10 protein-coding genes and 3 tRNA genes are annotated in these 12,316 nt (G+C 53.9%); 12 read left to right on the forward strand and 1 reads right to left on the reverse strand.

The genetic code is table 11. The annotated features are described in order from the left end of the window. The first annotated feature begins 6 nt into the window (after positions 1 to 6). From chbC to chbG, 4 genes are all read left to right on the forward strand, one after another. Complete coding sequence (gene chbC / locus ACGS9J_RS18895; RefSeq protein WP_442232338.1) at positions 7 to 1,368, forward strand: PTS N,N'-diacetylchitobiose transporter subunit IIC; 1,362 nt, start codon at positions 7 to 9, stop codon at positions 1,366 to 1,368. 48 nt (positions 1,369 to 1,416) lie between these two features. Then, positions 1,417 to 2,802: a glycoside hydrolase family 1 protein gene (locus ACGS9J_RS18900; RefSeq protein ID WP_442232339.1), complete on the forward strand. Its 1,386-nt coding sequence runs from the start codon at positions 1,417 to 1,419 to the stop codon at positions 2,800 to 2,802. Between the two features lie 14 nt (positions 2,803 to 2,816). Beyond that, positions 2,817 to 3,665, forward strand: coding sequence for a transcriptional regulator ChbR (gene chbR / locus ACGS9J_RS18905; RefSeq protein WP_442232340.1), 849 nt, complete (start codon positions 2,817 to 2,819; stop codon positions 3,663 to 3,665). A gap of 153 nt (positions 3,666 to 3,818) precedes the next feature. Beyond that, positions 3,819 to 4,580, forward strand: coding sequence for a chitin disaccharide deacetylase (gene chbG, locus ACGS9J_RS18910; RefSeq protein ID WP_442232341.1), 762 nt, complete (start codon positions 3,819 to 3,821; stop codon positions 4,578 to 4,580). A 30-nt stretch (positions 4,581 to 4,610) separates the two neighbouring features. Here the strand turns inward: chbG and ACGS9J_RS18915 are convergent, their stop codons facing one another. After that, a complete protein-coding gene (locus ACGS9J_RS18915) occupies positions 4,611 to 6,005 on the reverse strand; it encodes an MFS transporter (protein ID WP_442232342.1) in 1,395 nt (464 codons plus the stop codon). Positions 6,006 to 6,257: 252 nt separating this feature from the next. Between ACGS9J_RS18915 and pncC the strand changes: the two genes are divergently transcribed. From pncC to ACGS9J_RS18955, 8 genes are all read left to right on the forward strand, one after another. Next, positions 6,258 to 6,746, forward strand: coding sequence for a nicotinamide-nucleotide amidase (pncC, locus tag ACGS9J_RS18920; RefSeq protein WP_442232343.1), 489 nt, complete (start codon positions 6,258 to 6,260; stop codon positions 6,744 to 6,746). Between the two features lie 112 nt (positions 6,747 to 6,858). Further along, positions 6,859 to 7,920, forward strand: coding sequence for a recombinase RecA (gene recA / locus ACGS9J_RS18925; RefSeq protein WP_044554241.1), 1,062 nt, complete (start codon positions 6,859 to 6,861; stop codon positions 7,918 to 7,920). A gap of 64 nt (positions 7,921 to 7,984) precedes the next feature. Then, positions 7,985 to 8,497 carry a recombination regulator RecX gene (gene recX / locus ACGS9J_RS18930; protein WP_442232344.1) on the forward strand — a complete coding sequence of 171 codons (513 nt, stop codon included), beginning with the start codon at positions 7,985 to 7,987 and terminating at the stop codon, positions 8,495 to 8,497. A gap of 133 nt (positions 8,498 to 8,630) precedes the next feature. Next, positions 8,631 to 11,258 (forward strand): alanine--tRNA ligase, encoded by a 2,628-nt coding sequence (gene alaS, locus ACGS9J_RS18935; RefSeq protein ID WP_442232345.1) that lies wholly within the window; start codon positions 8,631 to 8,633, stop codon positions 11,256 to 11,258. Positions 11,259 to 11,510: 252 nt separating this feature from the next. After that, complete coding sequence (gene csrA / locus ACGS9J_RS18940; protein WP_004091602.1) at positions 11,511 to 11,696, forward strand: carbon storage regulator CsrA; 186 nt, start codon at positions 11,511 to 11,513, stop codon at positions 11,694 to 11,696. Positions 11,697 to 12,006: 310 nt separating this feature from the next. Beyond that, positions 12,007 to 12,099 (forward strand) — tRNA-Ser (locus ACGS9J_RS18945). Between the two features lie 3 nt (positions 12,100 to 12,102). Continuing rightward, a tRNA-Arg gene (locus ACGS9J_RS18950) sits at positions 12,103 to 12,179 on the forward strand. Positions 12,180 to 12,240: 61 nt separating this feature from the next. Further along, positions 12,241 to 12,314, forward strand: a tRNA-Arg gene (locus ACGS9J_RS18955). Positions 12,315 to 12,316 lie beyond the last annotated feature (2 nt).

Consider the following 12,316-nt stretch of genomic DNA (forward strand, 5'->3'; position numbering starts at 1 on the left):
TCTGCCGTGAATACGTTAATTGCCTCGTTGGAAAAGGTCATACTGCCTTTTGCCGTGAAAATTGGTAAACAGCCCCATGTTAATGCCATCAAAAACGGGTTCATTCGATTAATGCCGCTGACCTTGACCGGGGCGATGTTCGTTCTGATCAACAACGTGTTCCTCAGCTTCGGCGAAGGCTCGTTCTTCTTTTCATTGGGGGTACGGCTGGATGCGTCCACCATTGAAACGCTAAACAGCCTGAAGACCATCGGTGGCAGCGTTTATAACGGCACCCTGGGGATTATGTCCCTGATGACGCCCTTCTTTATCAGCATGGCTTTAGCGGAGGAGCGCAAGGTTGACCCACTGGCGGCCGCGCTGCTGGCGGTGGCCGCATTTATGACGGTAACCCCGTTCAGCGTCGGTGAGGCTTATGCCGTTGGCGCTAACTGGCTTGGCGGTGCCAATATCATTTCCGGGATGGTGATCGGTCTGGTGGTGGCGGAGATGTTTACCTTTGTGGTGCGCCGCAACTGGGTCATCAGCCTGCCTGACAGCGTACCTTCTTCCGTGTCTCGCTCGTTCTCTGCACTGATCCCTGGCTTTCTCATTCTGTCGATCATGGGCGTGCTTGCCTATTGCCTGACGCTGTGGGGAACCAACTTCCACCAAATCATTATGGACAGCATCTCGGCTCCGCTGGCGAAAATGGGCAGCGTGGTAGGCTGGGTGTATGTGATGTTCTCCTCACTGCTGTGGTTCTTCGGGGTGCATGGCTCCATGGCCCTGGCCGCGCTGGACAGCGGCATCATGACGCCATTCGCGCTGGAGAACGTAGAGCTTTACAACAAGTATGGTTCGGTCGAAGCCGCCGTTGCCGCCGGCAAAGAGTTCCACATGTGGGCGAAACCTTTCGTCGACTCCTATATCTACCTGGGGGGAACCGGGTCGACGCTGGGGCTGATTATCGCCATCTTCATCGCCTCGCGCCGTGAGGACTATCGTCAGGTCGCCAAGCTGGCAACCCCGTCGGGCATCTTCCAGATCAACGAACCTATCCTGTTCGGCCTGCCGGTGATCATGAATCCGGTGATGTTCATTCCGTTCATCCTGGTTCAACCGGTATTGACGATCATCACCACGGTGGCCTATTACACCGGGTTGATCCCGCCAATCACCAACATTGCGCCATGGACCATGCCAGTGGGTCTGGGAGCGTTCTTCAACACCAACGGCAGTATCGTCGCCATGTTGCTGAGCTTCTTCAACCTGGGCGTGGCGACCTTGATTTACCTGCCGTTTGTGATGATTTCCAACAAAGCGCAGAGCCAGATCGATCAGGCAACCGAAAGCGAAGAAGACATCGCCAAGGCGCTGAAATTCTAACTGTCAGTCTGGGGCAGCTCTCGCTGCCCCGGTTTTAGGGGCGTTTGGATGAAATATCAATTTGCTGACGATTTCTGGTGGGGAAGCGCCACCTCTGCACCGCAGTCGGAAGGGGCAGCGGCGCGGGATGGTAAAAGTCAGAACATCTTCGATTACTGGTATGAGATTGCGCCGGAACGCTTTCATCATCAGGTAGGTCCGTCCGAGACTTCCACCTTTTATGACCATTTCCAGCAAGACATCCTGCTGTTAAAGCAACTCGGACATAACACCTTCAGAACCTCTATCTCCTGGTCGCGCTTGATCCCGGACGGGGACGGCGAAGTGAACCCGAAAGCCGTCGCTTTCTATAACGCGCTTATCGATAGCCTGCTGGCCCAAGGCATTACGCCCTTTATCAACCTTTACCATTTCGACATGCCGATGTGCATGCAGCGAAAAGGCGGCTGGGAAAGCCGGGCGGTGGTGGAGGCTTATGCCCGCTACGCCAAAACCTGTTTCAGCCTGTTCGGCGACCGAGTCACCCATTGGTTTACTTTTAATGAGCCGATTGTCCCGGTCGAAGCCGGGTATCTGAACGACCTGCATTATCCTTGCGTGGTCGATTTCAAAAGGGCAATTACGGTGGCTTACCACAGTGTTTTGGCCCATGCCAAAGCGGTGAAGGCGTTCAGGGCATTGGGTTGTCAGGGCGCGATAGGCATTATTTTGAACCTGAGCCCGACCTACCCCCGTTCGAGCAGCCAGGAAGATAGCGAGGCTGCCCATTATGCAGACTTGCTGTTGAACAAAAGCTTCCTCGACCCGGTGAGCAAAGGGCGCTATCCGCAAGATTTGGTGAATGTACTGCGGGCCAATGATTTGTTGCCGCAGACTGAGCCGGAGGACGCGCAGCTGATTGCTGACGGCGTGGTGGATATTCTGGGCGTCAATTATTACCAACCGCGCCGGGTCAAAGCGAAAGAAGGCTATCGGGCCGATGAACCTGTGACGATGCCGGAAGATCTGTTCAGCTACTACGAGATGCCGGGCCGCAAGATCAATCCACACCGGGGCTGGGAAATCTATGAAAAAGGGCTGTATGACATCCTGATGGATCTGAAGGAAAACTACGGCAATATTCCCTGCTATATTTCAGAAAATGGCATGGGCGTTGAGGGCGAAGAGGCCTTTATCGGCGCCAGTGGGCGGGTGGAGGACGATTATCGCATCGACTTTATTCGCGACCATCTCAAGTGGCTGCATCAGGCGTTGTCGGAAGGTTCCAACTGCAAAGGCTATCATTTGTGGACCTTTATCGACTGTTGGTCCTGGCTTAATGCCTACAAGAATCGCTATGGGTTAGTTCGGCTGGATCGGGAGAGCCAACAGCGCACGCTGAAAAAGAGCGGCTATTGGTTTGCCGAGACGGCCAGGCAAAACGGCTTTGATTAAGGGGAGCGCAAGCGATGTCTGAGAACCTGGTTTCGCTGAATGCGAACGACGTTAAACTGATTCGGGAGCAGGATTTCTTTAACTGCAAAGACTTCCATCTGTTTATCTATAACAAGGTGGAAAGCGCCACCGGGTTGCATCAGCATGACTATTATGAGTTCACCATCGTCCTGAGCGGCAAATGCTACCAGGAGATCAACGGCAAGCGGGTGCTGCTGGAGCGGGGGGACTTTGTCTTTATCCCGATTGGCTCGCGTCACCAGAGCTTTTATGAGTTCGGCGCCGCGAAGATTTTCAACGTGGCGGTTGGCAAGGTTTTCTTTGAAGAAAACTATTTGCCGCAGTTGCCTCGCTGTTTTGTCGCTTCTCAGGCCTACAGCCTGAAGAATGAATTCCTGGCTTATATCGAGTCAGTGGTCGGATCCCCTCAGTTTCGCGAGGATGATTTTGCCGAGTTTCTGGAAACGCTGACCTTTTATATCATCAGTCGCATTCGTCATTATAAGGAAGAGAGTGGCGAAGGGGATGACATCCCGCAGTGGCTAAAAAATACCCTGGCGGGTATGCATGACAAAGCCATGTTTGGTGAAAAGGCGTTGCTCAATATGGTTGAGCTGTCGGGGAAAACGCAGGAGTACCTGACCCGAGCGATGCGGCGTTACTACCATAAAACGCCGATGCAGGTGATTAATGAAATCCGCATCAACTTTGCCAAAACACAGTTGGAAGTCACCAACTATTCGGTTTCGGATATTGCTTTCGACTCCGGTTATGGCGACGTGAGCCTGTTTATTAAAAACTTTAAAAGACTCACCGAAGTGACGCCGGGTAATTACCGAAAAAAGTTCTACGGCCCTATTTAGGGCCGCTCCCGATAAGCATTAACGCCGATATTCCGAATGCCTTTCAGGCCGCCAATGGCCTGATGAAATAAATTTCTTTGCTTAAGCGAAGGGGAATTGCCGTACCTGACGGACGGTATTCCCTTGCCAAAAATTTGTTAAATGGATGCCAAAATGGAAAAGTTACTGATAGTGAATGCCGACGATTTTGGTCTGAGCAAGGGCCAGAACTACGGTGTGATTGAGGCGTTTCACTATGGGGTGGTCACGTCCACCACGGCGATGGTGAACAGTGCGGACATACAGCATGCAGCCAGGCTCAGCCGGCATTATCCTGGGCTGCAGATTGGCCTGCACTTTGTGTTGACCCACGGGCATCCACTGACCGCCATGCCTTCGCTGGTCAACGAACGGGGGGAACTGGGTAAATGGTTGTGGGAAAGGGCCGAGTCCGCGTTGCTGAGTCTGGATGAAATCCACGAGGAGCTGGTGAGCCAATACGACAGGTTTGTGGCTGTGTTTGGCAAAGCGCCAACGCATATCGACAGCCACCATCATGTGCACATGTTGCCGCAGATTTACCCGCTGGTGGAGGCTTTCGCTCAGTCCCGCTCGATCCCACTGCGCATTGGGCGACAGGAGGTCAAACGGCAAGATATCCATCTGCGTTATGACCACAGCACCGAGTGGTTTGATGCGGGTTTTTATGGCGAAGCGATATCCGAAGCGTTGTTTTTACAGGTGCTCGATCGCACCGACCAGCGCGGTGCCCAGTCGGTGGAGATGATGTGCCATCCGGCGTTTCTGGATAACACTATTTTGGCGAGCAAGTATTGCTACCCGCGGCTTGCCGAAGTGGAGGTTTTGACCTCGCCGGGCATTAAAAACGCGATCGCGGAACGCGGCTACCGTCTGGGATCCTTCCTGGACTTGTAGCCTGCCCAACGTAATAGCAAAATGGCCCGCTTAAAGCATCGAGTGGGCCTTTTTCAACCCGGTATCTTCATCAGGATCGGCGCCCTGTGGAATAGGCGGCTCCGCTTCTTCCTCCCCTGACGTTTCACTGACCTGTGGTTCTACCGGATCGGGTGCCGCCTCCGGTGGCGGCATGGTGTCATGAATAATCTGCTCGTCAAACGTTGGGTTCAGCGCCGGAGAGAGCGGCGAACTGGTCAGGCTGTCCGGCAGAGGAATGTGCGGCAATGGCGCATCCTGCACAAACTGCGATTCGTCTTGTTTTACCGTCCGGCTGAAGGCCACCAGCAGTACGCCACACAGTGAGAAGAAGGCATACAGAGTATTGCCGCCCAACGGCTCAATCAGCGCCCCGACCGCCAAAGGGCCTATACTGGCGCCGACGCCAAAGGCCATCAGCAAACAGGCGGCTAACGAGACGCGCCGCTCCGGTTCTATCAAATCGTTTGCCAGGGCAACCACTAGCGGATAGAGCGTGAACTGCAGCATGCTGACGATAAAGCCGACCACCAATAGCACAGGGAAATCAATGTGCGGCACCAGCGCCAGCGGCAGGGCGGCCACGATCAATAAAATGGCATTGATGCGCATCAGCAGCGTACGGTTATAGCGGTCCGACAGCCAACTGAGCGGGAATTGCGCCACCAGTCCGGCGAAGATCGCTATCGCCATAAATAAACCGGTCTGCTGAGTGGTCAGTGCCTGCATACTTGCGTACACCGGCGCCAGCCCATAGAAAGATCCCACTACCATGCCGATGACCAGCGTGGTGGCCAGTACCTTGGGGATGGCACCGATAAAATAGCGCAGTTCCATCGGTGCCGGCGACATATGGCGTGCATTGGTGCGGGTCGTCAGGGCGATGGGGACCAGGCAGAGTGCGAAGCACAGGGCAATCACCAGCAGAGTGGTGATGCCGAGGTTGGTTTGCAGCATCAACACCACCTGGCCCAACGACATGCCTAAATAGGTCGCGGCCATATAGAAGCCGAAGACCATCCCGCGTTGATTGGATTCCGACTGATCGTTCAGCCAGCTTTCCAGCACCATGAACTGACACATCATGCACAGGCCGATAATCAGCCGCAGCACTACCCACACGGGAATGTATTCCGTCAGGCCATGCCCCAGCACTGCTGCGGTGATGATGCCGGCACAGGAAACGTAGGCGCGGATATGGCCGACGCGGGCAATCAGGAAATGACCGACTTTGCCGCCGATCACCAGGCCGATGTAGTTGGCGGCGATAATGGCGCCGATCAACGCGCCGGTCACGTGGATAGAGGTTAAACGCAGGGAGATGTAAGTGGTGAGCAACCCCGAACCCAGCAGCATCAGCAGGGTGGTGGTATACAACGGAAAGAAGACGCCTAACGTTTTTTTCACTCTATCATCCTAATCTTTTATCCTGGTTTGCCATGGGGCTGGCCATGCCGGCGGCAAAAAACAACCCTGTGAGATCCCTCGTGCGAAAACGGCGCTCATTAACCCGAACGTTACATTCGATACTAGCAGTTTGGTTTGCGGCTTAACACCGCATCGCCTGCGAAGCGCCGCGCATTTCTGTCATCGTACCGTCCGATAAGCTTGATAAATGCTACTATCGGGCGCATATACCTGATTCGCTAAGGAGAGGTTATGAGTGAACACCAACTGCGTAAACTCAGCGTTGCAGTAGGGGAAAAACTGAAGGCCAATGGTCAGTGGATCACCTGCGCGGAATCTTGCACCGGCGGGGGCATTGCCAAAGCCATCACCGATATTGCCGGCAGCTCCGCTTACTTCGACCGCGGTTTTGTCACCTACAGCAATACGGCGAAACATGAGCTGCTAGGCGTGGCGGAAGCGACCCTGAAGGCCCATGGCGCGGTGAGTGAAGAGGTGGTACGTGAGATGGCTCAGGGCGCATTGCATGCGGCCCGGGCCAACCTGGCGCTGTCGGTCAGCGGCATTGCCGGGCCGGAGGGCGGCAGTGCGGAAAAACCGGTGGGCACCGTCTGGTTTGGCTTTGCCGAATCTTCCGGACGGGTGTTGGCGCGCAAGATGCAATTTTCCGGCGATCGTGATGCAGTGCGGCTTCAGGCGACGATTTTCGCGCTGCAAACCGCACTTGACGAATTTTTGTAAAATTAGGCTTGATACTGTATGACCATACAGTATAATTAGTGACATTTCCTGCACAACATACATTCAGTGGCAGTGTGGGGTAACACCGACATTGCGTAACGAAGGAGCAACAATGGCTATTGATGAGAACAAGCAAAAGGCGCTAGCTGCGGCACTGGGCCAGATTGAGAAACAGTTCGGCAAAGGCTCCATCATGCGTCTGGGTGAAGACCGTTCTATGGACGTAGAAACGATCTCTACCGGCTCGCTGTCACTTGATATTGCACTGGGTGCAGGCGGCTTGCCAATGGGCCGTATCGTTGAAATTTATGGTCCGGAGTCTTCCGGTAAAACCACCCTGACGCTGCAGGTTATCGCAGCGGCACAGCGTGAAGGCAAAACCTGTGCGTTCATCGATGCCGAGCATGCACTGGATCCGATTTATGCGAAAAAGCTGGGTGTTGATATCGACAACCTGCTGTGTTCTCAGCCGGATACCGGTGAGCAGGCGCTGGAAATCTGCGATGCCTTAACCCGTTCTGGTGCGGTTGACGTGATCATCGTTGACTCCGTGGCGGCGCTGACGCCGAAAGCGGAAATCGAAGGTGAAATCGGTGACTCACACATGGGCCTGGCAGCACGTATGATGAGCCAGGCGATGCGTAAGCTGGCCGGTAACCTGAAAAACGCCAACACGTTGCTGATCTTCATCAACCAGATCCGTATGAAAATCGGTGTGATGTTCGGTAACCCGGAAACCACCACCGGCGGCAATGCACTGAAATTCTATGCTTCCGTCCGTTTGGATATCCGCCGTATCGGTGCGGTGAAAGAAGGCGATGAAGTTGTCGGCAGTGAAACCCGCGTGAAAGTCGTCAAAAACAAAATCGCTGCGCCGTTCAAACAGGCCGAGTTCCAAATCCTGTACGGTGAAGGGATCAACAGCCGCGGCGAACTGGTCGATTTGGGCGTTAAGCACAAGATGATCGAGAAAGCCGGTGCCTGGTACAGCTACAACGGCGATAAAATCGGTCAGGGTAAGGCAAATGCCTGTAACTTCCTGAAAGAAAACCCGGCGGTTGCCGCTGAATTGGACAAGAAACTGCGTGACCTGCTGCTGCACAGCAACGGTGAACTGGTTGCGGCAACCAACGAAGGCTTCGATGATGAAGCTGAAACCAGCGAAGAGTTTTAATCGCTGCTGATGTTCGTGGGCCCGGTAAAGGGTTCGCGAACGTCGACTACATCAGGCTTGAATAATGAATGATTTGCTAAGCCGCGCAATGCGCCTGCTGTCGCAACGCGATCATAGTGAAGCTGAACTGCGCCGCAAACTTGCGGCGCAGCCATTTATGGCGAAAGCCAGATTTGGCACCAAAACACCCACCGCCTCTGGTGCTGCCCCGTCCCCCGAAGAACCTGTAGATCCTGCCGTTATCGAACAAGTCATTGCTTATTGCTACCAACATAATTGGTTGGACGATCAACGCTTTGCCCACAGTTATATCGGTAGCCGCAGCCGCAAAGGTTATGGGGCGCAGCGCATCCGCTCTGAACTGATGCAAAAGGGCGTGGATAAAGAATTGACGCAGGCGGCGCTGGCAGATTGTGATATCGACTGGTGTGAACAGGCTAAACAGGTCGCGCAGCGTAAATTTGGCGACGAACTGCCAACGGACTGGAAAGAGAAAGCCAAAGTGCAGCGTTATCTGCTCTATCGTGGCTTCTTCCAGGAAGAAATTCAGTCTATTTACCGTGATTTTGCGCAATGAACGCACACGGGGTTTTACTTCCCCTTGAAGAAAATTTATCTTATCCCCACTTTTTGTTCGTGAGCTAGATGCCATCGTCAGGATGTCGCGTATCTTGCTCACGTGTCGTTATTCTAGCCTTTCCGGGAAAATTATGAGCAAGAGCACCGCTGAGATCCGTCAAGCGTTTCTCGATTTCTTTCATAGTAAGGGCCACCAGGTTGTAGCAAGCAGCTCCCTGGTGCCTAACAATGATCCGACATTGCTGTTTACCAATGCCGGCATGAACCAATTTAAAGATGTTTTCCTGGGGCTGGACAAGCGCGCCTATTCCCGAGCCACCACCTCACAGCGTTGCGTACGTGCGGGCGGCAAGCATAACGATTTGGAGAACGTCGGTTATACCGCACGTCACCATACCTTCTTTGAAATGCTGGGCAACTTCAGCTTCGGCGACTATTTCAAACACGATGCCATCAGCTACGCGTGGGAACTGTTGACCGGTGAAAACTGGTTTAACCTGCCGAAAGAAAGACTGTGGGTGACCGTCTATGAAACCGATGACGAAGCCTTCGACATCTGGCAGAAGCAGATCGGCGTGCCGGCAGAACGTATCATCCGCATTGGCGACAATAAAGGCGCGGCCTTTGCCTCTGACAACTTCTGGCAGATGGGTGATACCGGCCCATGTGGCCCGTGCACCGAGATTTTCTACGATCATGGCGATCATATCTGGGGTGGCCCTCCGGGCAGTCCGGAAGAAGACGGCGATCGTTACATTGAGATCTGGAACATCGTGTTCATGCAGTTCAACCGTCAATCCGACGGCACCATGCTGCCGCTGCCAAAACCTTCGGTAGATACCGGCATGGGCCTGGAGCGTATTGCGGCAGTCCTGCAGCATGTGAACTCCAACTATGAAATCGACCTGTTCAGAACGCTGATCGCCGCAGTGGCGAAGGTGACCGGTGCAGTAGATTTGGATAACAAATCCCTGCGTGTGATCGCCGACCATATCCGTTCTTGTGCCTTCCTGGTGTCCGATGGCGTGACGCCGTCAAACGAAGGCCGTGGTTACGTGTTGCGCCGCATCATCCGCCGCGCGGTTCGCCATGGCAACATGCTGGGCGCGAAAGATACCTTCTTCTACAAGCTGGTTGCTCCGTTGATCGAAGTGATGGGGCCGGCAGCCGACGAACTGAAGCGTCAGCAGTCTTTGGTTGAGCAAGTGCTGAAAACCGAAGAAGATCAGTTTGCTCGTACGTTGGAGCGTGGTTTGACGCTGCTGGACGAAGAGCTGGCTAACCTGCAGGGCGATACCCTGGATGGCGAAACCGCATTCCGTCTGTACGATACCTATGGTTTCCCGGTCGATCTGACGGCAGACGTGTGCCGTGAGCGTGGCCTGAAAGTGGATGAAGCCGGTTTCGAACTGGCAATGGAAGCCCAACGTCGTCGTGCACGTGAGTCCAGCGGTTTCGGCGCAGACTACAACAGCATGATCCGCGTTGATGGCGCCAGCCAATTCAGCGGGTATGACCATGAACAGCAGCAATCAACGGTGATCGCGCTGTTCCGTGACGGTCAACCGGTGGATGAAATTCACGCCGGTGAAGAAGCGGTAGTGGTGCTGGATGAGACCCCGTTCTACGGCGAGTCCGGTGGTCAGGTTGGCGATAAAGGCGTGCTGAAAGCCGCCGGCGCTGATTTTGAGGTGAGCGACACCCAGAAATACGGCCAGGCTATCGGTCATCAGGGCAAGTTGTCTCAAGGCTCGCTGAAAGTGAAGGATCGCGTTGATGCGCAGATTGACACCGTGCGTCGCAATCGCATTCGTCTGAATCACTCCGCGACCCACTTGCTGCACGCTGCACTGCGTCAGACGCTGGGTGAGCATGTGGCGCAGAAAGGCTCGTTGGTTAACGATAAATACCTGCGTTTCGATTTCTCGCATTTTGAAGCGATGAAGCCGGAGCAAATCCGTACGGTAGAAGATTTGGTGAACCAGCAGATACGTCGTAACCTGCCGGTACAAACCGAGGTTATGGCGCTGGATGATGCCAAAGAGAAGGGCGCGATGGCGCTGTTCGGTGAGAAGTACGACGATAACGTGCGCGTACTGACCATGGGCGACTTCTCGACCGAGCTGTGTGGCGGCACCCATGCCAGCCGTACCGGCGATATCGGCCTGTTCCGCATTCTGAGCGAGTCAGGTACCGCTGCGGGGATCCGTCGTATTGAAGCCGTAACCGGTGAAGGCGCGATGACTATCCTGCATCAGCAAAACGATTTGTTGCAGGACGTTGCACACCTGGTGAAAGGGGATAGCAACAATCTGACAGACAAAGTGCGTGCGGTGCTCGATCGTACCCGTGCGCTGGAAAAAGAGCTGCAGCAGTTGAAGGATCAGCAGGCGGCGCAGGAGAGTGCTTCATTGTCCAGCAAGGCGAAAATGGTTAACGGCGTACCGCTGTTGGTCAGCCGGCTTGATAACGTTGAGGCCAAAATGCTGCGTACCATGGTTGATGATCTGAAAAATCAGCTGGGTTCCGCGATTATCGTGCTGGCCACCACGGCCGATGATAAGGTTAGCCTGATTGCCGGCGTGACCAAAGATCTGACCGACCGAGTGAAAGCCGGCGAGTTGATCGGCAATGTCGCGCAGCAGGTTGGCGGTAAAGGGGGCGGACGCCCTGATATGGCGCAGGCGGGGGGGACTGATGTCAATGCCCTGTCGGCGGCACTAGACAGTGTAGAAGCCTGGGTGGCCTCGAAGCTGTGAATATAAATAAATAGCACTTACAAACGCCATAACTCATTGCTGATTATGGCGTTTTTAAACTGTGCTAACACAATTTGGTTACAATTACGGGAACAAAGTTTTTCAGGTCGGCTAAACTTATCATTATCTGAGGTGAGACCAAGTCTGCTTACACTTATTCTGGGTTACATGGCTTACGTTTTCACAGTATATGATGGATAATGACGGGGAAACTGAGAGACCCGACTCTTTTAATCTTTCAAGGAGCAAAGAATGTTAATTCTGACTCGTCGAGTTGGTGAAACCCTCATGATTGGCGATGAGGTCACGGTCACAGTGCTAGGGGTCAAGGGCAACCAGGTTCGTATTGGTGTGAATGCCCCCAAAGAGGTGTCAGTTCACCGCGAAGAAATCTATCAGCGCATTCAGGCAGAGAAGTCTCAACAGACGACTTACTGATTTCGAAGCAGCGTCTCGTTGCTCAGCGAGACGCTACTGCGCTTTTTTGTGCCCATCACCGACCCTTCCCTGACTTCTCCGATTAAATCTTCCTACTGCCTTCCCAGGTTTGTTTGCTATTTCGCTGTGGTTGCCTGTTGATAAAGCACTCTTTTTGCCGTGAAATCGCCCATGTTGAGTGTGAATTGTGCAAACGCGCATGAGTTGGGAAAAATTGTTTGACTTAAAAGTCGGAGAAAGTAATATGTGCGCCACGCAGTGCCGATGAGCTTCTCCAAAGCAAGTTAGGCACAATTCGCAAGAAGCGTATGGTGAGGTGGCCGAGAGGCTGAAGGCGCTCCCCTGCTAAGGGAGTATGCGGTCAAAAGCTGCATCCGGGGTTCGAATCCCCGCCTCACCGCCATTTGCATCCATAGCTCAGCTGGATAGAGTACTCGGCTACGAACCGAGCGGTCGGAGGTTCGAATCCTCCTGGATGCACCATATTTTGCAGTATGGTGGGGTAGTAACAACGTACCATACGGTATCAAAAAAGAATTCCTGTGCATCCATAGCTCAGCTGGATAGAGTACTCGGCTACGAACCGAGCGGTCGGAGGTTCGAATCCTCCTGGATGCACC

The organism is Serratia quinivorans, assembly GCF_052113645.1.
Classification (GTDB): Bacteria; Pseudomonadota; Gammaproteobacteria; order Enterobacterales; family Enterobacteriaceae; genus Serratia; species Serratia quinivorans_B.

Excerpts from the sequence above, each read along its gene's own strand:
- ACGS9J_RS18900 (WP_442232339.1), top strand. The coding sequence starts at position 1,417 with ATGAAATATCAATTTGCTGACGATTTCTGGTGGGGAAGCGCCACCTCT.
- chbR (WP_442232340.1), top strand. The coding sequence starts at position 2,817 with ATGTCTGAGAACCTGGTTTCGCTGAATGCGAACGACGTTAAACTGATT.
- chbG (WP_442232341.1), top strand. The coding sequence starts at position 3,819 with ATGGAAAAGTTACTGATAGTGAATGCCGACGATTTTGGTCTGAGCAAG.
- pncC (WP_442232343.1), top strand. The coding sequence starts at position 6,258 with ATGAGTGAACACCAACTGCGTAAACTCAGCGTTGCAGTAGGGGAAAAA.
- recA (WP_044554241.1), top strand. The coding sequence starts at position 6,859 with ATGGCTATTGATGAGAACAAGCAAAAGGCGCTAGCTGCGGCACTGGGC.
- recX (WP_442232344.1), top strand. The coding sequence starts at position 7,985 with ATGAATGATTTGCTAAGCCGCGCAATGCGCCTGCTGTCGCAACGCGAT.
- alaS (WP_442232345.1), top strand. The coding sequence starts at position 8,631 with ATGAGCAAGAGCACCGCTGAGATCCGTCAAGCGTTTCTCGATTTCTTT.
- csrA (WP_004091602.1), top strand. The coding sequence starts at position 11,511 with ATGTTAATTCTGACTCGTCGAGTTGGTGAAACCCTCATGATTGGCGAT.